The 24,206-nt window shown below is 45.5% G+C and carries 27 protein-coding genes and 1 riboswitch; of the genes, 3 read left to right on the top strand and 24 right to left on the bottom strand.

Translation table 11 applies throughout. The features are described from left to right. Positions 1-341: 341 nt before the first annotated feature. The 4 genes from MHB63_17020 to MHB63_17005 form a co-directional block, all read right to left on the bottom strand. Positions 342-833, bottom strand: coding sequence for a DUF3907 family protein (locus MHB63_17020; protein MEK3808222.1), 492 nt, complete (start codon positions 831-833; stop codon positions 342-344). 24 nt (positions 834-857) lie between these two features. After that, positions 858-1,265 (bottom strand): hypothetical protein, encoded by a 408-nt coding sequence (locus tag MHB63_17015; GenBank protein ID MEK3808221.1) that lies wholly within the window; start codon positions 1,263-1,265, stop codon positions 858-860. A 99-nt stretch (positions 1,266-1,364) separates the two neighbouring features. Further along, positions 1,365-1,949, bottom strand: coding sequence for an SMC-Scp complex subunit ScpB (scpB, locus tag MHB63_17010; GenBank protein ID MEK3808220.1), 585 nt, complete (start codon positions 1,947-1,949; stop codon positions 1,365-1,367). Between the two features lie 4 nt (positions 1,950-1,953). Further along, a complete protein-coding gene (locus MHB63_17005) occupies positions 1,954-2,703 on the bottom strand; it encodes a segregation/condensation protein A (GenBank protein ID MEK3808219.1) in 750 nt (249 codons plus the stop codon). Between the two features lie 198 nt (positions 2,704-2,901). Between MHB63_17005 and MHB63_17000 the strand changes: the two genes are divergently transcribed. Both MHB63_17000 and MHB63_16995 read left to right on the top strand, forming a co-directional pair. Next, a complete protein-coding gene (locus tag MHB63_17000) occupies positions 2,902-2,997 on the top strand; it encodes a YjcZ family sporulation protein (protein ID MEK3808218.1) in 96 nt (31 codons plus the stop codon). Between the two features lie 133 nt (positions 2,998-3,130). Then, complete coding sequence (locus MHB63_16995) at positions 3,131-3,652, top strand: DUF309 domain-containing protein (protein ID MEK3808217.1); 522 nt, start codon at positions 3,131-3,133, stop codon at positions 3,650-3,652. A gap of 73 nt (positions 3,653-3,725) precedes the next feature. On the opposite strand, the gene MHB63_16990 is transcribed toward MHB63_16995, so the two are convergent. The 7 genes from MHB63_16990 to MHB63_16960 all read right to left on the bottom strand — a co-directional run bounded on the left by MHB63_16990 (position 3,726) and on the right by MHB63_16960 (position 10,184). After that, positions 3,726-4,082, bottom strand: a complete 357-nt coding sequence (locus MHB63_16990) for a GNAT family N-acetyltransferase (protein ID MEK3808216.1) — start codon at positions 4,080-4,082, stop codon at positions 3,726-3,728. A 188-nt stretch (positions 4,083-4,270) separates the two neighbouring features. Beyond that, on the bottom strand, positions 4,271-4,735 hold the full coding sequence (gene ribE / locus MHB63_16985) for a 6,7-dimethyl-8-ribityllumazine synthase (protein MEK3808215.1): 465 nt from the start codon (positions 4,733-4,735) through the stop codon (positions 4,271-4,273). 17 nt (positions 4,736-4,752) lie between these two features. Continuing rightward, positions 4,753-5,949 (bottom strand): bifunctional 3,4-dihydroxy-2-butanone-4-phosphate synthase/GTP cyclohydrolase II, encoded by a 1,197-nt coding sequence (locus MHB63_16980; protein MEK3808214.1) that lies wholly within the window; start codon positions 5,947-5,949, stop codon positions 4,753-4,755. 15 nt (positions 5,950-5,964) lie between these two features. Next, entirely contained in the window at positions 5,965-6,606 is a 642-nt protein-coding gene (gene ribE, locus MHB63_16975; GenBank protein MEK3808213.1) for a riboflavin synthase, read from the bottom strand. 6 nt (positions 6,607-6,612) lie between these two features. Next, a complete protein-coding gene (ribD, locus tag MHB63_16970; protein ID MEK3808212.1) occupies positions 6,613-7,698 on the bottom strand; it encodes a bifunctional diaminohydroxyphosphoribosylaminopyrimidine deaminase/5-amino-6-(5-phosphoribosylamino)uracil reductase RibD in 1,086 nt (361 codons plus the stop codon). Positions 7,699-7,845: 147 nt separating this feature from the next. Next, a riboswitch (FMN riboswitch) is annotated at positions 7,846-7,991 on the bottom strand. 728 nt (positions 7,992-8,719) lie between these two features. Further along, the gene (locus MHB63_16965) at positions 8,720-9,637 is read right to left on the bottom strand and encodes a nuclease-related domain-containing protein (GenBank protein ID MEK3808211.1); all 918 of its coding nucleotides are present in this window, start codon (positions 9,635-9,637) and stop codon (positions 8,720-8,722) included. 112 nt (positions 9,638-9,749) lie between these two features. Then, a complete protein-coding gene (locus MHB63_16960) occupies positions 9,750-10,184 on the bottom strand; it encodes a peptidylprolyl isomerase (protein ID MEK3808210.1) in 435 nt (144 codons plus the stop codon). Between the two features lie 172 nt (positions 10,185-10,356). On the opposite strand from MHB63_16960, the gene MHB63_16955 reads away from it, so the two are divergent. Then, a complete protein-coding gene (locus MHB63_16955; protein ID MEK3808209.1) occupies positions 10,357-11,238 on the top strand; it encodes a DUF1002 domain-containing protein in 882 nt (293 codons plus the stop codon). Positions 11,239-11,277: 39 nt separating this feature from the next. On the opposite strand, the gene MHB63_16950 is transcribed toward MHB63_16955, so the two are convergent. From MHB63_16950 to MHB63_16890, 13 genes are all read right to left on the bottom strand, one after another. Next, on the bottom strand, positions 11,278-12,702 hold the full coding sequence (locus tag MHB63_16950; protein ID MEK3808208.1) for a sigma 54-interacting transcriptional regulator: 1,425 nt from the start codon (positions 12,700-12,702) through the stop codon (positions 11,278-11,280). Positions 12,703-12,837: 135 nt separating this feature from the next. Then, a complete protein-coding gene (locus MHB63_16945) occupies positions 12,838-13,623 on the bottom strand; it encodes a 3-hydroxybutyrate dehydrogenase (protein ID MEK3808207.1) in 786 nt (261 codons plus the stop codon). 30 nt (positions 13,624-13,653) lie between these two features. Next, entirely contained in the window at positions 13,654-14,307 is a 654-nt protein-coding gene (locus MHB63_16940) for a CoA transferase subunit B (protein ID MEK3808206.1), read from the bottom strand. Between the two features lie 15 nt (positions 14,308-14,322). Next, positions 14,323-15,024 carry a CoA transferase subunit A gene (locus MHB63_16935; protein MEK3808205.1) on the bottom strand — a complete coding sequence of 234 codons (702 nt, stop codon included), beginning with the start codon at positions 15,022-15,024 and terminating at the stop codon, positions 14,323-14,325. Positions 15,025-15,054: 30 nt separating this feature from the next. Continuing rightward, positions 15,055-16,497: a GntP family permease gene (locus MHB63_16930; protein MEK3808204.1), complete on the bottom strand. Its 1,443-nt coding sequence runs from the start codon at positions 16,495-16,497 to the stop codon at positions 15,055-15,057. A gap of 956 nt (positions 16,498-17,453) precedes the next feature. Then, positions 17,454-18,776, bottom strand: coding sequence for a diaminopimelate decarboxylase (gene lysA / locus MHB63_16925; GenBank protein ID MEK3808203.1), 1,323 nt, complete (start codon positions 18,774-18,776; stop codon positions 17,454-17,456). 136 nt (positions 18,777-18,912) lie between these two features. Beyond that, on the bottom strand, positions 18,913-20,391 hold the full coding sequence (locus MHB63_16920; protein ID MEK3808202.1) for a spore germination protein: 1,479 nt from the start codon (positions 20,389-20,391) through the stop codon (positions 18,913-18,915). Further along, on the bottom strand, positions 20,348-20,956 hold the full coding sequence (locus MHB63_16915; protein ID MEK3808201.1) for a stage V sporulation protein AE: 609 nt from the start codon (positions 20,954-20,956) through the stop codon (positions 20,348-20,350). Before MHB63_16915 ends, MHB63_16920 begins: the two co-directional genes overlap by 44 nt. A 9-nt stretch (positions 20,957-20,965) precedes the next feature. After that, positions 20,966-21,316 (bottom strand): stage V sporulation protein AE, encoded by a 351-nt coding sequence (gene spoVAE, locus MHB63_16910; GenBank protein ID MEK3808200.1) that lies wholly within the window; start codon positions 21,314-21,316, stop codon positions 20,966-20,968. Continuing rightward, positions 21,304-22,338: a stage V sporulation protein AD gene (spoVAD, locus tag MHB63_16905; protein ID MEK3808199.1), complete on the bottom strand. Its 1,035-nt coding sequence runs from the start codon at positions 22,336-22,338 to the stop codon at positions 21,304-21,306. Before spoVAD ends, spoVAE begins: the two co-directional genes overlap by 13 nt. Positions 22,339-22,360: 22 nt before the next feature. Beyond that, positions 22,361-22,810, bottom strand: a complete 450-nt coding sequence (gene spoVAC, locus MHB63_16900) for a stage V sporulation protein AC (protein MEK3808198.1) — start codon at positions 22,808-22,810, stop codon at positions 22,361-22,363. Between the two features lie 17 nt (positions 22,811-22,827). Continuing rightward, entirely contained in the window at positions 22,828-23,250 is a 423-nt protein-coding gene (locus MHB63_16895) for a stage V sporulation protein AB (GenBank protein ID MEK3808197.1), read from the bottom strand. Beyond that, the gene (locus tag MHB63_16890) at positions 23,240-23,860 is read right to left on the bottom strand and encodes a stage V sporulation protein AA (GenBank protein ID MEK3808196.1); all 621 of its coding nucleotides are present in this window, start codon (positions 23,858-23,860) and stop codon (positions 23,240-23,242) included. Before MHB63_16890 ends, MHB63_16895 begins: the two co-directional genes overlap by 11 nt. Between the last annotated feature and the right edge of the window lie 346 nt (positions 23,861-24,206).

The raw sequence follows: 24,206 nt of genomic DNA, 5'->3' as shown, positions 1-24,206 counted from the left end.
GTGATTCTGAAGTTTGATGCTTGTCCTCTGAAATCGAATTACAGCTTGGGAGGGTACGAGTCGCCACATTGCTTACCCTCTCAAATCGTTTTTCGGTTTCCGAGGGTACAATTCACGACGTTGCTTACCCTCGCAGATCGTTTCTCAGTTACCGAGGGTACGATTCAGGACGTTGCTTACCCTCTCAAATCGTTTTTCGGTTTCCGAGGGTACGATTTGCCACGTTGCTTACCCTCCCAAATCGTTTTTCGGTTTCCGAGGGTGCGATTACCGTGCCCGCACCTCATAACAATACCGCAAACCAAAAAAACAGCTGCCCACTGGACAGCTGTTCACATCGTTTATTTGGATTGAATCATTTTTGTACGGTAATCGGTTTCGTAGTATTCAAGCTCTTCGCGGATTTCCTGAAAGCCGCTTTCGAGTGAAGCAATCATCGTTTGAAGGGTTGCCGGTGCAGCATGGCGGTATTTGATGGCGTTTTTGCCTGTATAGGCGGACCTGCTGTCTTCATACCACACATCATTTTTCGGATTATAAAACTCTTCAATGCACTGATGATATATTTTATAAAGCGCCTTTTCGGCAGCAGGCTTCCTGAAAGGCTCATTCTGAAGCACAATTCTGCACGCTTCAAGCCCTTCCTCGCAGTAAACGGACAGCCTTCTCAGATTGCGGAAAAGATCTTCATAATACTCCTCTTCTCCTCCCGCTTCCTCGTTTAAAAAGGATGAGATTGTCGCATGGTTTAAAAACGTATTCAGCTCATTTACGACATTCCCCAAAAAACGTTCCACTTGTTCTGTTTGTGCTTTTACAATGGCATTTCCCACTTGAGACACTTCCCTTCCGTTTGTTTAGATTTCTTTATGTACTGTCATTTTTATTTTTTCAGCAGCATCCAAGAGGCTGATCCTGCCATGCTCTTTTACGTGAGCCGGAATCTCCAGGGCCTGCTGAAGATTGATTCCATCCAAGTACTTGAGGAAAACATCCTGCTCATTTACATAAAATCGTTTCCGCTTTAAGAGCGATTCATTTTGAATAATGCAAATTAACGCCAACACATCCTTTATTGTTGCATCTTTGAAAAGGGCAGGGTTTTGACCGGCAAACACCTCTTCAAAGTACCTGACATACAGGACGTGAAACGTTTTTTCGGTTTTACCTGTGACAATCGTGATTTCAGAGCGGTTAAAAAAATCCTCGGATGTATTCGGCATCTCTTTTTCTAACTCATAGCCTCTGCACATGGTTATGTACACCTGATTGCCCTCCTGATTTAGATTCAAAAAAAGGAACAAAGAGTGTCCTTTGTTCCGTTGTACCCTATTTTACCACAGGTTCTGCTTCAATTGTGTAAATTATTTGATTTCTTCAAATGTCTGATTGAAATTTTCAAAAAAGAGATCTGCTTCTTCTCCGAAGGCCTCGTCGTCTTCTTTTTCGGGAAGTGGAGGAAGCTCCTTAATGTTCTTCAGGCCGAAATGCTCGAGAAATTCCTTGGTCGTTCCATAGAGAATGGCCCGTCCTGTTCCTTCCGCCCGTCCGACTTCTTTCACAAGAACCTTGGCTGTGAGTGTCTGAAGGGGCCGCTCGGACTTGACTCCTCTTATCTCTTCAATTTCAGCTCTTGTAATCGGCTGTCTGTAGGCTACGATTGCAAGAATTTCAAGGGCTGCCTGTGACAGGGAGCTGTGGTTTGGTGTTTCAACCAGTTTCTTTAAATAAGCGGCATGCTTTTTCTTCGTTGTCAGCTGATAAACACCTGCGACTTCAATCAATTCAATGCCCCGCTGCTTTTTCTTATACTCTTTTTGAAGTTCTTCTATTGCTTCTGCTACAACCTCTTCTTCAATCTCAAGCACGGCTGTGAGCTGTTTCTTTGAAAGCCCCTCATCACCTGCAGCAAACAGCAGGGCTTCCATAATGGATTTCCATTTCTCCAAGGCTTTAAACCCTCCCCAGAATATAAATATCTGAAAAATTTTCTTCCTGTTCGATCATGATGCTGTTGTTTTTCATCAATTCCAAGATGGCTAGAAAGGTTACCACTAGATGATCCTTCTGGTCTGAGGGAAACAGCTCGGTAAATTTGCGTCTGCGGGGATTTCGCCTGAATTCATCAAGTATCTCATCCATCCGCTTCTCAATCGGAATTTCCTGTCTGGCGATTTTCGTCTGCAGTGGCTTCTGCAATTTTTTTCTGCGCATCATCTTCTGGAAAGCCCCTAGCATATCATAAATGGTGACATTCACCGGATCTGATCCTGCAGCAGGCTCAGCGGCATATGCGCTAAGGTCACTGGGCGGCTTTGTAAAAACCTTTGACCGTTCTTCTTCCATGTGTCTTAAATCATCTGCAGCTTCTTTGTACTTACGGTATTCAATCAGTCTTCTCATCAGTTCGTCGCGCGGATCTTCTTCAGGTTCAAACCCAAAGTCATCCTCTTCAAGCTCTTCTTCATGTTTTGGAAGAAGCATTCCGCTTTTAATGGACAAAAGCGTTGCTGCCATTACCAGATACTCAGACGCCACATCAAGCTGAAGTTCTTTCATTGTATGTATATAGAGCATATACTGCTCGGTTATTTCAGCAACCGGTATATCATAAATATCAATCTCAAGTGTATTGATTAAATGCAGGAGAAGATCCAGCGGCCCTTCAAATGCATCGATTTTCACTTTGTACTGCACGTTCATCCCACCACTTCATTCTGTACCGCTTAAGCAGACTACCCTTTAGTATAGAACATAATGTGATCAATCTCCATTACTATTTTAGGTGATTCAGAGAACAATGAGAAAAAAGTCCAGAACCGGGATATTCGCCCATACACATCAATGCGCCCTGCATAAGATACCAATGTAAATTCGAAAGTTCTTAAGGAGGAATTAGTAATGGGAGATAAAGGTTTTGGCTACGGTTCTGGATTTGCGCTGATCGTTGTATTGTTCATTTTGTTAATTATCGTTGGAGCTGCTTGGCTGTACTAATCAGCGCCTATTAAAGACCGCAACATTCTGGTGCTCAGGCTAATGAGCACCTTTTGTGTTTCATTTCTTCATGGAAGATGCCCCTTTATGCTAAACTGAAGATACATATTTTCTGATGTGAGGGTGATGTTATCTGTATCCTGAAGCCTATTTAGATTATTTAGTTCACTTCCACGGAGACCGCGACTATTTTGAATGCCATGAAGTGCTTGAAGAACACTGGAAGGAAGATCCTCCCGGAAAGCGCAAGGCATACTGGGTCGGACTCATTCAGCTTGCGGTCGGGCTTTATCATTACAGAAGGGAAAACTGGAACGGGGCAGAGCGGATGATTAAAAATGCCATTTCCATTTGTTCGCAGGAAAAAGATGCGGTTGCTTCACTCGGTCTGCACCCCGAATCTCTTCTTGAGCTGATGAGAAAAACATCTCTCGCAATCGAACAAAAGCGGCCATATGAAAGCATCAGTCTTCCGGTTTCTGATGAAGAGCTTCTGAAGCAGGCGAAGTCACACTGTAAAGAAAACGGCATGACGTGGGGAAACCCAAGCAATCTTACCGATGCCTCCCTCGTTCACAGACATTCCACGAGGGACAGATCGGATGTTATTGCAGAACGGAACAGAAGTCTTCTGCTAAAGAAAAAAAACAGATGAAGCATATGCTTCATCTGTTTTTTTAAAAGCAGGTACTAATACTGTCCCTGCCCAACGTCCTGAAAGTCTGCAGCTAGCAGTCCGGTTCCGTGCACTTTTCGAAAAAAGCTTTTGTCCGTTCATCCGGAACCACTGTTTTTGTTTTGTACTGTTCTTTTAATGCCGCCACCATTTTTCTGCCGATTCCCTGATGACGGTGAGAAGGGTTCACACTTACATGCTGAATCTTCACGCGGTCATCGTCCTCATGCACGACTCCGATTGTGCCGATGATATCATCGTCTTCTTTCCATAGAAACAGCTGCCAGAATTCATCTGTTTCATACTGTTTCATTGTCTGCTGCAAATGCTTTAAATCTTTTTCATTTGGCATAAAAGACAAAAGACCCATGGCAATTTTTTCAAAGCTTTTCTTATAGCGAATTAACATATGAACCCCTCATTAACGAAATAACCTTCCGATTAGAGAAAGCAAAAACAAAAAATGAAAGCCTGTCATCAGACTGATGTTCGGTCCATGTTTCTTCCGTTCACCTAAGCAGATCCCGAATCAGGCAAGAATCACTCTCAGAACATTATAAACAGTTTTCCGGGCTTTTTAAACACTTTTCAGCGAAATTAATCCAATGTGCGCATTAAATTCGCCATTTCGATGGCCGCAACAGCTGCTTCATAGCCTTTATTCCCAGCTTTTGTGCCGGCACGCTCAATCGCCTGTTCAATCGATTCAGTCGTCAGGACACCGAAAATCACTGGAACGCCTGTCGACATGGATGCCTGCGACACTCCTTTAGCCGCCTCATTGCAGACATAGTCATAATGAGTCGTAGATCCTCTTATGACCGTTCCAAGTGTGATCACTGCATCATATTTGTTTGAAGCGGCCATTTTTTTGGCAACCAGCGGAATTTCAAATGCGCCAGGCACCCATGCGATTTCAACGTTCTCTTCCTCTACGCCGTGGCGCTTCAGTGCGTCTGTTGCCCCGCTCAAAAGCTTGCTTGTAATGAATTCATTAAATCTCCCTACGATAACCGCTACTTTTAATCCTGATCCGACTAAATTACCTTCGTATGTTTTCATGACTGTTTCCTCCAATATTATAGGTTAAGTAAATGTCCAAGCTTTCCTTTTTTCGTTTGCATATAGCCTTCATTTTCTTCTTTAGAAGGCATTTGAATCGGTATACGGTCCACAACTGTCAGTCCGTACCCTTCAAGCCCTGCGATTTTTCTCGGATTGTTCGTCAGAAGCTTCATCTCTGCCACGCCAAGATCTTTTAAAATCTGGGCACCAATTCCGTAATCCCTCAGATCATCGGCAAATCCAAGCTTATGATTGGCTTCGACTGTATCATAGCCTTCTTCCTGAAGGGCATAGGCTTTCATCTTATTTAAAAGACCGATTCCTCTGCCTTCCTGTCTCATATATAAAAGAATCCCGCTTCCGGCTTCTTCAATCTGGGCAAGCGCTGCATGGAGCTGGGGTCCGCAGTCGCAGCGGTTTGACCCGAACACATCACCTGTCAGACATTCTGAATGGACGCGCACAAGAGTTGGCTGATCAGGAGAAATTTCTCCTTTTACAAGAGCGATATGCTCTTTGCCGTCAAGAACGTTTGAATATCCGACCGCTCTGAACATGCCGAACTCAGTTGGAAGCTTAATATCCGCTTCTCTTTTTACAAGAGCATCAGACACATTGCGGTAGTGAATCAAATCTTTAATGGTGATCATTTTTAAACCGTGGTGCTCGGCAATTTCCATTAAATCCGGAACCCGTGCCATTTCTCCGTCTTCTTTAATAATTTCACAGATGACGCCTGCCGGGCTTGCACCAGAGAGCCTCGCAAGATCAACAGCAGCTTCTGTATGTCCTGCCCGTCTCAGCACGCCTCCCTGCTTCGCTACAAGCGGAAAAATATGACCCGGACGTTTAAAGTCGGATGGAACGGCATCTTCATTTAAAATCGCTTTTATCGTATCTGATCGTTCAGAAGCGCTTATCCCTGTTTTAGTGGTTTTATAGTCAATACTCACTGTAAACGCCGTTCCATGCGGGTCCGTATTGTCGCTGACCATCGGATGAAACTGAAACTTTTCCGCGTATTCTGCTGACAGCGGCACACAGACAAGTCCTCTGCCGTGTTTAATCATGAAATTGATCACTTCAGGAGTAGCATGGTCTGCAAGGGCTACAAAATCGCCTTCGTTTTCACGGTCTTCATCATCTACGACAATCACAACCCTGCCGTTTTTCAAATCCTCAATTGCCTCACTTATGGAATGAAATGCCATGGTGTATCCTCCATTCTAGTAAAATCCGTTTTCTTTTAAAAAATCAGGTGTAATCGATGAAGATCCCTGTGACTGATCGATGAATTTCTTCACATACTTGCCGAGCATGTCACATTCGATGTTAACAACGTCCCCTGCCTCTTTGCCTCCAAGAACGGTTTCAGAGAGAGTATGCGGGATGATGGACACAGTTACTTGTTCATTCTCAAGGCCGAAAATCGTCAGGCTGATTCCATCAATGGCGATTGAGCCTTTCATCACAAGTGATGAAGTCAGGTCCCTGCTCGTTTTTATATCGTAATAAACCGCATTTGCAGACGGCCGTTTGCGGATAATCGTACCTGTTCCATCCACATGTCCGGTGACAAAATGCCCGCCGAACCTTCCTCCTGCCGCCATCGCCCGCTCAAGATTTACGTTTGATCCCTGTTTCAGGGCATTCAGCGAGGTAGCTTTCACGGTTTCAGGCATTACATCCACTGTAAAGGAGGTGAATGTGAACTTTGTTACCGTCAGGCACACGCCGTTCACTGATATACTGTCCCCAAGCCTCACATCTTCCAAAACTTTTGATGCATGTATGGTCATTTCAATGGCTTTATCGCTTCCGCTCATGCTGCCGATCGTGCCGATTTCTTCAATAATTCCTGTAAACATTTCGCTTTACCCCTCCTTTTTCACGCAGACAAGCTTCAAATCTTCTCCAATCAGCTCAGCTGACTGAATTTTCAGTCGGACCGCTTTATTAATTTCCTTAATCCCTGTTCCTCCTGCAAGAGACGGGGCACCTTCCCCTCCAATCAGAACGGGAGCCGTATAGCTGATGACTTCATTGAACATGCCGCTTTCAATAAAACTTCCATGTACCGTTGCGCCGCCTTCAACAAATAATGACGTCACTCCCATCTCACCGAGGGTCTGCAGCAATTCCTCAATTCTTATGGACGGCGTGTTCATTTTTATCACTTTGGCTTTCTTTTCAAGCAGGCTTATCTTTTCAGCAGATGCACCGCTGCCGGCGATCAGCCACGTTTCCGCAAGACCGTCATTCAGCACGGCGGCTGTTTCCGGAATTCTCAGATGCGTATCAAGCACAATTCGGACAGGCTGCTTTTTAGCATGTTCCGTCCTGCATGTTAAAGACGGATTATCTTTTATAACTGTTTCAATACCGGTAAGGATGGCATCATGCCTATCTCTGTAGGAGTGGACATCTTTCCTTGCCTCTTCCCCGGTGATCCATTTGCTCTCTCCCGTTACAGTGGCTGTTTTGCCGTCAAGACTCCCAGCCCACTTCAGCGTAACAAACGGACGTTTATTTTGAATATAATGGAAAAATATTTTGTTCAGCTCTTCAGCTTCTTCTTTCAAGACGCCAAGCTCCACTTCAATTCCGGCATCACGGAGTTTCCTTATTCCTCTGCCGGCAACTGCGGGATTCGGGTCTTCAACAGCCACAACCACTCTTTTCACTTTGGACTGAATAAGCAGATCCGCACATGGCGGAGTCTTCCCGTGATGACTGCAGGGCTCAAGCGTGACATAAACAGTCGACCCTTCAGCCTCAGCACCCGCCATCCTGATCGCATGAACTTCCGCGTGCGGCTCACCCGCTTTAAGATGTGCACCAAGACCGACAATCCTGCCGTCTTTCACCACAGCCGCACCAACATGAGGATTGGGCGACGTCTGCCCGATTCCCTGTTCTGCCAGGCGAAGAGCCGTCATCATATACTCGCGATCTTCCAAAACCATATCCCCTTTCTTTTAGAATGCAAAAAAGCCCGCAGGTTTGATACCTGGGGGCTTGTCAGGGATTATTGGTCACATTCGCATGCCAAACAAGAGTACCATTCCTCTGTTTTTTCAGAAAAATAATACCCGCACGTCAACACTGTGTTCCTTCTCCCATCCAGACTATACTGTCGGCTCCAGAATTTCACTGGATCCACCGCCTGCACCATGTGCAGCCGGGTCACGGACTGAAAAGCATCTGCTTTATCACCGCCGGTTGGGAATTTCACCCTGCCCCGAAGGAAAACAATGAGTATGAAATTGTTCCTTTCTATCATCTTATCCGGATATGCGGAAGATTGCAACGATTTAATTCCGGGGTTTTCTGATTGGAGATTGAATTTTCAGCTTAGAAAAGGATACTGGTTTTTTGAGAGTACGTTTTATGCGTTTACTTACCCTGCTCACCCGTTTTTTCCGCTTTGCTGGGTAAGATTCCTCCCTTTGCTTACCCTGCTCACCCGTTTTTTCCGCTTTGCGGGGTAAGATTCCTCCCTTTGCTTACCCAGTTGACCCGTTTTTTCCGCTTTGCTGGGTAAGATTCCTCTCTTTGCTTACCCTGCTTACCCGTTTTTTTCGCTTTGCTGGGTAAGATTCCTCCCTTTGCTTACCCTGCTTACCCGTTTTTTCCGCTTTGCTGGGTAAGATTCCTCCCTTTGCTTACCCTGCTCGCCCGCTTTTTTCTCTTTGCGGGGTAAGATTCTTCCCTTTGATTACCCAGCTCACCCGTTTTTTCCGCTTTGCTGGGTAAGATTCCTCCCTTTGCTTACCCAGCTCGCCCGCTTTTTTCTCTTTGCGGGGTAAGATTCTTCCCTTTGATTACCCAGTTGACCCGTTTTTTCCGCTTTGCTGGGTAAGATTCCTCCCTTTGCTTACCCAGCTCGCCCGCTTTTTCCTCTTTGCTGGGTAAGATTCCTCCCTTTGCTTACCCAGCTCACCTGTTTTTTCCGCTTTGCGGAGGAGGATTTAACTAAATTTACACTTTTTCACGTGGCACATAATGAATTGCTCTGCCATTACCTGTCTGTAAAAAATGATTGTTTAAGATCTTCCTGATGGTCTTTTTCGATTTTACCAAATGACACCATTCCCAAACCTGCTCAACAGTAAGCTTTCTTTCAGGAAAGAGAAACTGAAATTCTTCTATCGCACGCAGGATGGCTGGAAAATGAGATTCCGCGAATTCACAATTGGAGCAATGAAACTTGGAGTTTTGGAAAGTAGAGTAGATTGACCCGCAAAACCCGCACCCCACCCCCTTCTCAAGCTCGTCATACCCATACTCAGGCAGCCGCGCAAAACGGGAATCCTCCTGATGAAGTGTCAAAAGCTTCTCCGCAAGCTTCGAGTGAATGGCTTTTAGAGGGGAGACACAATTCTTTTTTAGTGTTTTTGCAAATCGGTCCAGCTGGGAATGGAAAACGATGGGGTGTGAGGATGATGCTTGATAGAGATGAAAACGGGGATTGATAAAAACCAGGATGGCTTCTACGGGTAGCTGAAAGTGGTGTTCCTGCAGCAGGATTCGAAACAGAGTTTCGTTTCTGCTCAGCTGCAGCAAGGGGTTTTTGACTTCTTTTTTAGCCGGAGAGAGCCACTTATCTTTGTCCAGGTGGTAATCTCCTTCTAAGTTCTTTACTTCAAACAAATAGATTTTTTGCGGCGAGATGTACAAAGAATCAACCTGATAAGTTGTTTGATTGGTTTCAAGCAGCAGATCACTCAGAATGATTCCGTTCCCTTGATGAAGTTTAAGCCACACCTCGAACTCCTTCTCCCCATCAAATCCTTTTTCAAGGTTAAGATAATGGGCTGCTTCTTCTGCATCCAAAGCCTTTCGGGCATTCAGCTTCCGGTACATTAGCAGTTCTTTTGATTCTCGCAGATCTTTCACATGCATTCCTCCTTTTCAAAATCGTATTACAGGAGGCAGATTCCGGCAAATTACGAAAATCAAATTTTCGCACAAAAAAAGCCGCCCCTATAAGGACAGCTTTCCATCTATCTTATTCTTCCCAGACTTTAACTTCTTTCATTGCATCGCCCTGTTTGATTTTGTAGACGTTGTCTAGTCCTTCAACAACTTGTCCGAATACAGTATGGACGCCGTTCAAATGAGGCTGAGGCTCGTGAACGATGAAGAATTGGCTTCCGCCTGTGTCTTTTCCTGCATGCGCCATTGAAAGAGCTCCGGCAACGTGCTTGTGAGGGTTTCCTGCTGTTTCACATTTGATTGAGTAGCCAGGGCCGCCTGCGCCAGTTCCAGTTGGATCTCCGCCTTGTGCAACGAAGCCAGGGATAACGCGGTGGAATGTTACGCCGTTGTAGAAGCCTTCTTTAGCAAGCTTTTCAAAGTTTTCTACTGTTTTAGGTGCTGCTTCAGGATAAAATTCGATCACCATTTGATCGCCGTTTTCCATTGTGATTTGACCTTTTTTCATATGTATGAAACCTCCTGCATCTTTTTTTCGTCTAATAGACTGAACGTTATTCATTCTACTATATAACGTTTCATAAAGCCAAACAGTTCGCTGTTTTCCTGAAAAAACCTGTCGCCAAACCGATAAACAGATTATAATGAAGATTGCTGTCATAAAGAAGGAGGTCTTTTTTTTGAAAAAGATAATGATTACTGCATTCTCACTGGCACTGCTTGCTTTTCCGTCAATGGGACTTGCCGATGCAGCACCCGGAGACAAAATTATTACACTTGGAAAGAACTTAACAGAAGCACAGAAGGATTCCATGCTTTCTGAAATGGGAGCGGATGACAGTGCTCAAGTCATAGAAGTGACAAACGAAGAAGAACATAAATATCTCGGAAACTATATTCCGAAGGCGCAAATTGGGACGAGAGCGATTTCCTCTTCAGCCATTACGATTGAAGAGAGCGGCGCAGGCCTTGAAGTTAATACGAAAAATGTCAATTGGGTAACAGATGAAATGTATTTGAACGCCCTGATGACAGCGGGTGTAAAAGATGCTTCCATCCAGGTTTCAGCGCCATTTGAGGTATCCGGCACAGCAGCTTTGACAGGTTTGCTGAAAGCTTATGAAGTAAGTTCAGATGAGGCCATTCCGGAAGATGTGAAACAGGTGGCGAACGAAGAACTTGTCAAAACAGCTGAGCTAGGCGACAAAGTTGGACAGGAAAACGCCAGTGCACTCATGGCTAAAATTAAAGAAGAAATCGCGAACAACGGAGTTCCAGAGACAGATGCCGAGTTCCGCGAACTGATTGAAACATCAGCAAACGACCTTGGCATTACACTGTCTGAAGAAGAAATCAACAGCCTTGTAGACCTGTTCAATAAAATGAAAGACGTCAACATCGACTGGAATCAAGTAGGACAGCAGCTTGATCAAGCAAAAGACAAGATTTCAAAATTCATAGATTCAGAGGAAGGCCAAAACTTCCTTGATCAACTGAAAGAGTTTTTTATTGCTCTTTGGGATGCGATCATCGCTATTTTCAGCAATAAAGATAATGCCTGAAGCAAACAGCCTGCAGAAACTATTTCTGCAGGCTGTTTTTTATCTGATTTCATATTCTCTGCATTTTTCATAAAAGCTTGTTTTCCCAATGCCAAGAAGCTTTGCCGCCTCCAATTTGTTTCCTTTTGCTTCTGATAAAGCATGGAGAATGGCTCCCTTCTCAGCATCAGCTACAATGCTCTTTAGCGGTTTCACAGGACCTTCGAACGTGTTTCTGTTTACTGGCTGCAGCGGCAAGCCGGCAGTGTATGGCATGCTCTGGCTGTGTTCTTCTTTCTGAAGATAAAGAGGCAGATGTTCAGGGAAGATGATTTGTCCGTCGAGCACATTCACAGCCCGTTCGAGCACGTTTTCAAGTTCCCGGATGTTTCCGGGCCATGAATGCCTTTCAAGATCAAGCATCGCTTCTTCAGATAGATCCAGACCATATCTGTGAAATTTCGTCTCAAGTTTTTTCAAAAGAACTCTTGAGATTGGAACAATGTCTTCCTTTCTGTCTGCAAGGGAGGGAATCTCAATTTTTATGACATTCAGCCTGTAGTAGAGGTCCTCTCTGAATTCTCCGTCCAAAACCATCTTCTCCAGATTCCTGTGGGTAGCGGCAATGACCCTGACATCAATTTGAACAGGCCCCCTGCCGCCGATGCGTTCAATCTCTTTTTCCTGCAGTACGCGAAGCAGCTTGCTTTGCATCTGCAGGGGAAGGTCACCTATCTCGTCGAGAAAAATCGTGCCCCCGTGCGCGAGCTCAAATTTCCCTTTTTTCCCTCCTCTTTTAGCACCGGTAAAGGAGCCTTCTTCATACCCGAAGATTTCCGATTCAAAAAGGTGCTCGGGGATGGATGCGCAGTTGACTCTCATGAAAGGGGCAAATTTTCTGCCGCTTGTCTGATGGATGGCGTGCGCAAACAGTTCTTTTCCGGTTCCGGACGCTCCAAGGAGGAGCACGGCTGACTGACTGTCTGAAACTCTTTCTGCGAGCCGCTTTGCTTCCGTGAATTTCGGACTGTTTCCCACAAGATCCCCGAAATGATATTTGCTGAAGAGCTCTTTTTCAAATTTTCTTTTATAATAGTTTAACTCTTCCATGATTGGCTGGATTTTCTTTGAGTAGTCGATCCATTCCTGTGCATTGCGGAACATGACCGTTCCCACAGCGCCAACGAGCTCTCCTTTTACGTATAGGGGATAGCGGTTTGCAATCATCTCGCTGCCCTTAATAGGATGAATGGACGCCACCTCGGCCTGTCCGGTTTTGGCCACAATCTGCATTCTCGTGTTTTCAATCACATCCTGAACAGGCTTTCCGATTGATTCTTCCGCATTCACATGTAAGAACTCACAATAGGCAGAATTGAGATAAAGAACTGTCCCCTCATGATCCACTACTACCATGCATTCAGCTGCTAAGTTGACGACCTCTTCGATCCAGTCTGCAGGAAGCTTTTCCATGAGCCCTTTCATTCTCTCCACCTCTTTCCTTTCTATAAACCGTTTACATTTTATGTTCATCTTACACGGACGCATTGACAAAAATCAATAGATTAAGAGATTCAGCACATAAAAAAGACAGCATGGCACGCTGTCTTTTTTTCACTCTTATTGAACCGTATACCCGCCGTCAAGAATCGCTGCCTGACCAGTTATTCCTTTCGCTTTGTCGCTTGCAAGGAAGACGGCATAATCCGCAATTTCCTGAACAGCGAGCAGTCTCTTTTGCGGAACGAGCGGATAGATGACCTGCTCGAGCACGCGTTCGAGCTCTACATTTCTTGTTTTTGCAAGGTCTGCGAGCTGATTGCGCACAAGCGGTGTATCCACGTAACCTGGACAAAGTGCGTTAACGGTAATGCCATGTTCTGCCCCTTCAAGCGCCGCTACTTTTGTTAATCCGATGACACCATGCTTGGCGCTGTTATATGCCGCTTTTCCAGCAAAACCGATGACTCCGTTTATGGATGCCATGTTGATGATTCTGCCGAATTTTTGTTTTTTCATAATCGGGAAAGCATGTTTTGTTGCGACAAACGGAGCTGTCAGCATGACTTTAATCAGAAATTCAAACCGGTCAGTCGGAAATTCGTCAATTGGAGAAACGTGCTGCAGTCCTGCATTGTTGACCAGAATATCCAGTCGTCCATATTGCTTTTGGACGGTTTCGATTGCTCCAATCATCTCGTCTTCCTTTGTTACATCGCACGCTGCCGCAATGGATTCAAATCCTTCATCCTTCAGCTTTGATGCCGCTGCTTCTGCTGCTTCTCTATTAATATCTGAAATTACGACCGCAGCACCTTCTCTTGCATACTCTTTTGCTATTTCAAAGCCGATCCCGCCTGCAGCGCCTGTGATCAGCGCTGTTTTTCCGCTGAGTAATTGGTTCATCGCCATGTTCCTTTCTGTCTGTAGCTCGCCTTAATGGGCGGTCATCAATGATTGGTTGACCGTAAACGCGGCCTCTGTTTTCTCTTTTACCTCTTCAATGGTCACTCCGTCCTGCAGTTCGACAAGCTCCATCGCACCATCCGCAAAATCAAAGACGGCAAGATCTGTAATGAGGCGGTTGACTACATGCTTCCCTGTCAGCGGAAGGCTGCATTCCTTCTTCACCTTGGATTCGCCGTATTTATTCACATGCTCCATAATAACAATGATTCTTTTGGCGCCGTTTACAAGATCCATGGCACCACCCATTCCTTTTACCATTTTCCCCGGGATCATCCAGTTGGCAAGGTCCCCCTCTTCAGATACCTCCATGCCCCCAAGAATAGCAAGATCAATATGCCCTCCGCGGATCATGGCGAAGGATTCGGCACTGTCGAAGTAGGAAGCTCCAGGCACACTTGTTACCGTTTCTTTCCCTGCGTTGATCAGGTCTGGATCTTCTGTTCCAGAAACCGGGTAAGGACCGATCCCAAGGAGGCCATTCTCTGATTGCAAAAGAACATTGTAATCATCCGGAATTTCGTTAGCCACAAGCGTCGGCATTCCGATTCCGAGATTCACGTTCATTCCGTCCTGAATTTCTTTTACTGCTCTCTGCACCATTTTCCGTCTGCTGTCATTCATGTTTTTGCCTCCCCCTTATGCCTGGCGCACAGTCAGGCGTTCAATGCGCTTTTCATAGTTTGATCCAAGCAATACATGCTGGACATAGATGCCCGGTGTATGAATTTCGTCCGGATCCAGTTCGCCTGCTTCTACAATTTCTTCCACTTCTGCAATCGTTATTTTCCCTGCCATTGCAGCTACCGGGTTAAAATTCCTTGATGTTTTCCGGAAGACCAAATTGCCGAGGGTATCTGCTTTCCACGCTTTTACGAGGGCAAAATCACCGACAATCCCTCTTTCAAGAATATAGGTCCTGCCGTCAAAATTCTTATGTTCTTTTCCTTCTGCGACCTTTGTTCCCACCCCTGTGGCTGTATAAAAACCCGGAATGCCTGCACCGCCCGCTCTCATTCTCTCGGCGAGCGTTCCCTGCGGAATCAGTTCCACTTCCAATTCGCCGCTTAAATACTGTCGTTCAAAAATTTTGTTTTCCCCTACATAAGAGGACATCATTTTCTTAATTTGTTTGTTGGCGAGAAGAAGGCCGAGACCCCAATCATCCACTCCGCAGTTATTGCTGACAACTGTCAGGTCTTTTACCCCTTTATCTCTTAATGCCAGAATCGCTTTTTCCGGAATGCCGCAGAGGCCGAAGCCTCCAACGACCAATGTTGCACCGTCTTCTATTTTTTCTATTGCCTGTTCAAATGAATCGAGCACTTTCCCTTTTCCCATCACTGTTCCCTCTCTTTCCCCGATGTTTTTTTATACTAGACCGAATAGACTGTAAATTCCGATGATGACAAACACGGCAACTGTTTTAATAATCGTAATGGCAAAAATATCACGGTAGGATTGTCTGTGAGTCAATCCGGTAACAGCAAGAAGCGTGATAACCGCTCCATTGTGAGGAAGCGTATCCATACCGCCGGAAGCCATCGAAATGACCCTGTGCATAACCTCAGGAGGAATATTGAACTTTTCAATCGCCTCAAGGTACTTATCAGACATCGCGCTAAGCGCAATTCCCATACCGCCTGATGCAGAGCCGGTAATACCTGCAAGTGTCGTCGTCGTAACCGCACCGTTTACGAGCGGATCTGTGAAAGTAGAAGAAATTCCGTTGCTTACTGCTTTAAATCCAGGCAATGCAGCAATAACGCCGCCGAACCCGTACTCAGCGCCTGTATTCATAGCTGCAAGCAGGGCACCGCCGATACCGGCATTCAGACCTTCTTTAATGTTGGCGGTTACAGCTTTCCAGTCAAAAGCAATCGTCGCGATGATTCCAATCAGCAGCGCAAGTTCAACAGACCAGATGGCTACAACGGACGGCAGTTCGATCTTTCCGAACGCTTCAAGCCCGATGGCTGAAAAATCAAATCCGTTTGGATACCATTTTGGAAACGAAACTGTGAAAAACTTATTCATGACTCCAACAAGAATCAGCGGCACAAAAGCCAAAATCTGGCGCGCCACACTCGGTTCAGTTCCAGCCGATAATGTCGCCTCTTCCTTTTCGCGGACGATCTCAGGATCAAGCCCGGCAGCCGTCTCTGAATGAAATCCGGCATATCCTTCTCCGGCTTTCTCAGCTTTTTTGCGTCTTGATTCCAGATACCACATCCCAATTGAGAGGACGAAGATCGCACCAATGATTCCAAGAACAGGCGCTGCATAGATATCTGTTTTGAAGAAAGTAGTCGGGATTACGTTTTGAATCTGCGGAGTACCTGGAAGGGCATCCATTGTAAAGGTAAACGCACCGAGAGCAATCGTTCCCGGAATCAGGCGTTTTGGAATGTCTGCCTGGATGAAAAGGTTCTTCGCAAATGGATAGACGGCAAACACAACAACAAACAGACTGACGCCGCTGTACGTTAAAATCGCACCCATCAGAACGATGGCAAGAATGGCTCTCTTTGCACCGACAAGTTTGACAATCGTCTTGGCAATCGATTCAGCAAGGCCAGACATTTCAACAACTTTCCCAAAAATGGCCCCAAGCAGGAACACAGGAAAGTAAAGTTTAATGAACCCGACCATTTTTTCCATAAACACATTGGAGAAAAACGGCAGGACATAACTCGGATCTGTCAGCAGCACAGCAAACAGTGCACAGATCGGAGCAAACAAAATAACCGAAAATCCCCGGTATGCCACAAACATCAATAAACTCAGCGACAATAAAATAATAATGATTTCCACAAACATCCCCCTTAGCCTAAGTGTTCTTCTGCATTAGCAGCCCATTTAACGGAAAGCGCTTACAAATTAGGTACCCCTGCCCGCTTGCGCTACCCATCCAAATGACCAGCTCACAGTAATAACTTGCAAGATGCGTGCCAACATAGCCTTTCTTTATAAAAAATTCGGAAAATTGACTTAAATTCAGTGACCGCTTGGCTTGTTAGTTTCTATAAGATTTAAAATTCATTTTTAAAAGGATGATATCTTCCGCAATTTCGGAAATGCACCTCATTTCATTCCGGGATATCGGAATATTCCGGATATGCGGAATGGGCTATTATTACGCATTTTTAATACGGTGTATATATAGAGGTTGCGTTTTTCTTATTGGAACCTTATAATTCCGAAGCTCCATTTTATAGGGATGCACTTTTGTCTTTTACTACCCTATATTTCCGCAGCTCCGATTTATAGGGATGAGGATGCAGTTTCTTCTTTTGCTACCCTATATTTCCGCAGCTCCGTTTTATAGGAATGCAGTTTCTTCTTTTGCTACCCTATATTTCCGCAGCTCCAATTTATAGGGATGCAGTTTTTTCTTTTGCTACCCTATATTTCACCCGCTCCTTTTTATAGGGTTACATTTTCCCTTTTTGATACCCTATATTTCCGCAGCTCCGATTTATAGGGTAGCAGTTTTTTCTTTTGCTACCCCATATCTCACCCGCCCCATTTTATAGGGATGCATTCCACTCTTTTCCTCTCCTATATTTCCGCATCCCAATTTTATAAGGATGCATTTTCTTCTTTTCCTACCCCATATCTCACCCGCCCCATTTTATAGGGATGCATTTCCTACCCCATATTTCACCTGCTCAATTCTATAGGGATGCATCCACTGTAATAGCCAGCCTTTTACCCCTTCCCCAAAAACAAAATAGCCGCCCCCAACCGGAAGCGGCTTTTTCAATCTATCAGCATTGAGACACTTTTGATTTTAACGGCAGATCCAGTGCGACCAGATCCTGATACGTTTCTCTTTTAATGACAAGCTGTGCTTCTCCATTTTCTGCAAAAACAACCGGAGGACGCGGAATGCGGTTATAGTTGTTTGCCATGGAGTATCCGTATGCACCTGTGCAGAAGACTGCCAGCAGATCATCTGGGTTTGCTTGCGGCAGAGGAAGATCCCAAATAAGCATGTCCCCGCTCTCGCAGCATTTGCCGGCGATGGAAACAGAGTCATCCTTTGGATCATTCATCCGGTTCGCAAGGGCTGCTTCGTATTTTGCCTGATAAAGGGCAGGACGGATGTTGTCGCTCATGCCGCCGTCGACAGAGACATATTTGCGGACATTCGGCACCACTTTTTCTGAGCCGATGGAATAAATGGTTGTGCCGGCGTCACCTACAAGCGAACGGCCCGGTTCAATCCAGATTTCAGGCATGGCAATCCCGCTTTCCTTCACCTGCTGCTTGATGCTTTCAACGATTTTTTCAACATAATACGTTGCCGGCATCGGCTCATCTTCTTCTGTATAGCGGATGCCGAATCCGCCGCCTAGATTGACCACTTTCGGTTCATACTGAAACGTTTCTTTCCAGTACGTCACTTTAGTGAAGATTTTTTCAGCAGCCAGAACGAAGCCCGTTGCATCGAAGATCTGTGAACCAATATGGCAGTGATAGCCGAGAAGATCGAATGCATCTGATGAAAGAACACTTTCCATCGCGCGTTCTACCTGGCCGTTTTGAAGGTCAAAGCCAAATTTTGAATCTTCCTGTCCGGTCGTAATGTAGTCATGTGTATGCGCTTCAACACCTGGAGTTACCCTCAATAGAACCGGAACAGTCGTTTTTTCACCAGCGGCAATCTCTTTGATAAGCTCGATTTCTCTGAAATTGTCAACAACAACGCAGCCTATGTTCAGCTTGATCGCCATTTCCAGCTCTTCTCTGCTTTTATTATTGCCGTGGAAATGAATTCTGTCTGCCGGAAAGCCTGCTGTTACAGCTGTATAAAGCTCTCCTCCTGATACGACATCAAGGGAAAGTCCTTCTTCTTCGACCAGCTGAAACATGGCAACGGATGAAAACGCTTTGCTTGCATAGGCAACCTGCGCCTTCACGCCAAGTTTTTCAAATGTATGTTTAAAGCTTCTCGCACGTTCGCGAATAAGCGCGACATCGTAAATATAAAGAGGTGTACCATATTTAGATGCAAGTTCAGTTGCATCTACTCCCCCGATTTCAAGGTGATTCTGCTCGTTGACTTTGCTGCTTCCGTGTAAGAACAATTTAGCATCCCTCTTTCATTCCGTAAAAGGACAAAAGAACAGCTGCTACCTTTTGGGTGAACAGCTGTTCCGCACTTCTGGTCCTTCAGGTAAATTAAGCTTACAATATCACAAAATCCCTGCACTTTCAATCCTTTTAGCGCGGCTGTTTCCTGATATTCTGGGGGTGTACGATGCTTGGTCTGACCTTTGCCCCTGGCACCGATGTACGGATGAAAACCTGCCACAGAGCTTTGGCGTTAAATGGAAGGAACGGCCATAGATATGGCGTGTTCAACGATCTGATGCTCGCTAAGTATAAGAAAATCAAGGTAGTCCCGACGACAAGTCCTTCTGCGTGAAACAGTGCAACCGCCACAAGGAGTACCAGCCTCACCATTTTATTGGCAATGCTGAGCTCATAGCTCGGTGTTGCAAAAGTCCCGATGGCAGCGATGGCAACGTAGAGAATGACCTCGGGAACAAAAAGTCCGACATCAATGGCAATCTGCCCGATCAGAGCTGCCGCAATCAAGCCCATCGCAACGGATAATGCGGTCGGAGTATGAATGGCCGCCATCCTTAAAAATTCGATTCCCAGATCAGCGAGAAACAACTGTACGACTATCGGAATATTTTTCTTTTCATTAGGACCAATGTAATTGATTGCTTCTGGCAAAAGCGATGGTTCAAGCACATAAGCAAACCATAGAGGGACGATAAAAATCGATCCTATGATGCCGAGAAACCTCACCCATCTTAAAAACGTTCCGACAGCAGGGGCCTGGCGGTATTCTTCCGCGTGCTGAACATGATGAAAGTACGTGGTTGGCGTAATGATCACACTTGGAGATGTATCAACAATAATTAATACATGCCCTTCAAGCAAATGATTGGCCGCAACATCAGCCCGCTCTGTGTATCTGACAAGAGGAAACGGATTATATCCCTGTTTCACCAGGAATTCTTCCACCGTTTTATCTGACATCGTAAGTCCGTCTATCTTAATGGTCTCAAGCTCTTTTTTTACCACTTCAACCATATCAGGGTCTGCAACATCTTCTATGTAGCACAGGCATACATCCGTTTTCGAGCGTTCACCGATCTTCATCATCGAAAACCGCAAGCCTTCATCCCGGATTCTTCTGCGCATCAAAGCAGTGTTCACAATGATGTTTTCAACAAAACCGTCTCTTGAACCCCGGACCACTTTTTCTGTATCCGGTTCTTCAGGGTTTCTGCCGGGATAGCTCCGCACATCAACGACAATTCCGTAATCAAAGCCTTCAATCATGAAGACAACTAATCCGGAAAGGACCTGATCGACTGCTTCATCCATCGTTTTAAGCTTTTGCACCTGCTGATGGGCAAGCCTGTTTTCGATAATTTCATTGACTTTCATCCGTTCAAACTCAAAGTCATTGATTTCGACGAGTTCTTTTAAAATCGGAATCAGAAAAGAAGTATCGCAAAGGCCTGTCACGTAGTACATATTGACCTCTACGCCCAGGACAAAAATTTTCCGGACACCGAGGTCAAAGCTTTGATTTAACCCGACATGGTTTTTAAAATAGTTTTCATTGACGGATAGTTTAGATGAAATTTTCGTCTTCTGTTCTGCTTTTTTTTCGCTCATCTGCCATACCGCTCCTTTCCAGGATTAATTCAACTGCTTTCATGGTGATTGGAGAACCGCGGTCAACGCTGTCTTTTCGGGACATTTTTCCAATGTCGCCGATTCCGACGATAATCGGCACATTCAGTCTGTCCAGGCAATAAACGGTGTCTCCCGTCATTTTTCCAACTTCAAATTCTCTTATGCCGCTTTTATCGACCCCATATTCGGAAATCTGTCCGTCCCGGTCGATGGATACATCAATATTCGTCCATTCAGATCCGTGCGTTTTCGCTGCAACGGCAATGACCCCAAGCACTTCAATTTGAGGATGCTCCGCCACATGTATAAGCGCTCTTTCACCTGGACCTTCTTCTAAAAGACCGCAATCATCAAACATGACAAAGACAGGGTCATATGGGGTTTTTAAGATTAGCTTCACAATCTCCGGACCTGTCAAAAAAGTGGGATTTCCTTTAGACTGGGAAATGCATCTGCCGCCGACTTTCTTTGCCGCATAAGCAATCGTTTTGGCCGCATACACATCTCCATCTGTCACGATAATGACCCTTCTTGTCTCTGTCATAGGATGATCTTATCCTTTCGGCTTAAAAATAAGTGCCACGAAAAAAGCAAACACAATAGCAGCTGAGATCCCTGCAGATGTCAGTTCGAAAATACCGATTCCGATCCCGATAATGCCGTGTTCCTCCGCCTGCTTCATTGCCCCGTGCAAAAGGGAATGGCCGAAGCTTGTAATCGGAACGGTGGCGCCTGCTCCTGCAAATTTTATAAAATTATCATAAATGCCGAAGCCGTCAAGAATCGCACCTGACACGACGAACGTACTCATAACATGTGCCGGTGTAAGCTTTGCAAAATCAAGGAGAATCTGGCCGATGACACATATGGCCCCGCCTACTGCAAACGCAATTAAGTATTCCATGTATTGTTCCCACCCCTGTCCACTCTCTCGAAAACAACTGCATGAGCAATTGTCGGAATGGATTCTTTTTGCTGAATCATCGTCGGGCTTAAGAGAGCGCCCGTTGCGACCACCATCACTTTTTTCAAATTGCCGTTTCTCATTTCGTTAAAAAGATGGCTATACGTGACAACAGCCGAACATCCGCAGCCGCTGCCCCCTGCAAACACGTTCTGGTCAGGCCGGTAAATCATAATGCCGCAGTCGTTATGATTGGCATAGACGTCAAATCCTTCTTCTTTTAAAAGATCCTTCAAGATCGGGCTGCCAACAGAAGCCAGATCGCCCGTTGCAATCAAATCGTACTCGGCTGGAGATACGTTTAAGTCTTTAAAGTGCTGCGCAATGGTATCCGCAGCCGCTGGTGCCATCGCAGATCCCATATCAAAGGGATCCGTTATTCCAAGGTCTGCCACACTGCCGATGGTCGCTGACGTAATTCTGATGTCACTCTCGTCGCGGCTGACAATGACGGCTCCTGAACCTGAAATGGTGGACTGGGCTGTTTTCGGCTTTTGACCGCCATATTCGGTAGGGTACCTGAACTGCCGCTCTGCTGTTGCGTTATGGCTGCTCGTAGCGGCTAACACCCTGTTTGCAAATCCCCCGTCAACTAGCGCCGAACTCACAGCCAGTGTTTCCATGGAGGTTGAGCATGCTCCAAACATGCAGAGAAAAGGGATCTTGTTATGCCTTGCTGTATAGTTTGCTGTCACGTTCTGATTGAGGAGATCTCCTGCAAGGAAAAAATCAATGTCTTCCTTTGTGAAATTTCCTTTCTTCAGGGCAAAATCGATCGCATCCTCCATCAGCCGCCGTTCCGCAAGTTCCCAGTTGTCCTCATTGCAGTGGAGATTGTCATATGTTTTATCAAATCCGCTGCCGAGCGGTCCATCTGCTTCTTTTGGCCCGACAGCCGTTCCGCTTGACTGAACATAAACAGGATTTTCAAAAACCCACGTCTGCTTACCGGTTAATCTCATTTTTTATAGCCCCTCCTTCTTTTTAAAATGCCAGTCCGTAAACATATCTGATAATCCCTACCACGTACGCTGCCACAACACCGAAAACAATGACCGACCCGGCAAGCTTAAACATGTTTGTCGCAACTCCGAGCACAATCCCTTCACTTCTGTGCTCAAGGGCCGCACTTGTCATAGAATTGGCAAAGCCGGTAACAGGCACGGCTGAACCGGCTCCTGCAAACTGGCCGATCCTGTCGTAGATGCCAAAACCCGTAAGGAGAGCTGAAATTAATATAAGTGTTGCGACCGTAGGGTTTCCGGCGGTTTTTTCCGTAAAATTAAAGAAGTGAATATACATGTTTGATATGGCCTGGCCAAGCGTGCAGATCAGACCTCCCACTAAAAAAGCCTTCAGGCAGTTCAAAAAATACGGCGGCTTCGGCTGATACGTCTTTACCTTGTTTTTGTAATCGTCCTTTAAATTTGCCATGTTTTCTCCTCCCGGAATTATTGATAGACGAAATAGATCCAGTGAAACAGGGACCCTGCCACTTTTCCAAACACAATCGCCATTAAGAGAATGACAATCTTGTCGGCAATTCCGATTCTTTTTGCGAGAATCGGAAAAACATTCAGTACTTCAGTGAGCGCTGCGGCAAGCATGCCGATAAAGATCCCGTTGATTAAGCCGACGGGCAAAAGAAAAAACTCCGGCAAGAACAGTTTCGAATCCCTTAAGCTGACCCATCCCCCTGTAATGGCCCCGGCTACAATGGCCCACTCGTACGCCTGAATCATATCGACGGTTTTCGTCAGCTGGGTGAGACGGGGAATGATCCCGAGAACCGCTAAAAATGCGACAAACCCCGACCCTACAGCAAGACCCCCTGCAAGCCCGATCAGCATCGTGATCAGAAGGTTAATGATCATCGATTTTTTTCATGCTTTCTTTGTTTTCTTTCATGGACACATACATATCCATGTCGAGCTGATAATTGAACATCTCGACCTCAAGCGGACTGGGCTCTTCATTAATTCTCTTTTTAAAGAGATGATTGAAAAACAGAATCATCCCAAGACCGAGTCCGATCGAATATGGGATTTGCAGAAGAAGCGGATGCTCAGACGTTTTTCCGGTAATAATCGTATACAGCCGTTTATGCACAAGCTGCATGCTGACATCTTCATGAAAATTCATAATCGCAAGCGCAGCTCCAACAAAGAGCAGAATCCAGACAAGCGCGAACAAAACAGGCGAATATGATTTTTTCTGAAACACAATCTCAACAATTGTCTGCGCAGGCCCAACAGCCTGAACATCAATATCCGGGTCTGTCTTATGTACCTCTGCAAGCACCCGCATGACATCAATCACGACGATATTCTTATCACTCGGCTCTACCCTGTGAACAACAAGAGATGATATCCGGGTCCGGAGCTCCTCTTCAGCCACAATCTGAGCAATTTTTGAGACGGTAATACAATCGTCAGGGCGGACCTGCACTCTGTGACGCAGCCGGATGTATACCGTTTTTTCCATCACATTCACTTCCTGAAAATAGGATTGTACCTGTAGTATGCATTGGAAGAATTTATATCATGCAACTTGCAGCGGGCCATTAATTACCAAAGGAGTTTTTATTAAGGGAGTACTCGGGGCTGTGCGCGAAAATGCGGCTGGAGGGGGAAATGGTGATGCGATTAAAGGAAAATTCGAATTAGATTTGAAATACAGCTTCAAATAAGCGATCAATTGCACGATTGTGTGCTGTCGGCAGTCTGACAGCAATCAGGTTTCCGCATTTACTACCAGCTTCTCCTGATTTACTACCAACTTCTCTGCTGCAACTACCAACTTTCGTGAAATACAGCCAACTTTCCGATTT

This window comes from Bacillus sp. FSL H8-0547 (assembly GCA_038002745.1).
Lineage (GTDB): Bacteria > Bacillota > Bacilli > Bacillales > Bacillaceae > Bacillus_P.
The sequence above is the reverse complement of the archived record's forward strand: the minus strand, read 5'-3'. Positions and strand labels throughout refer to the sequence as shown.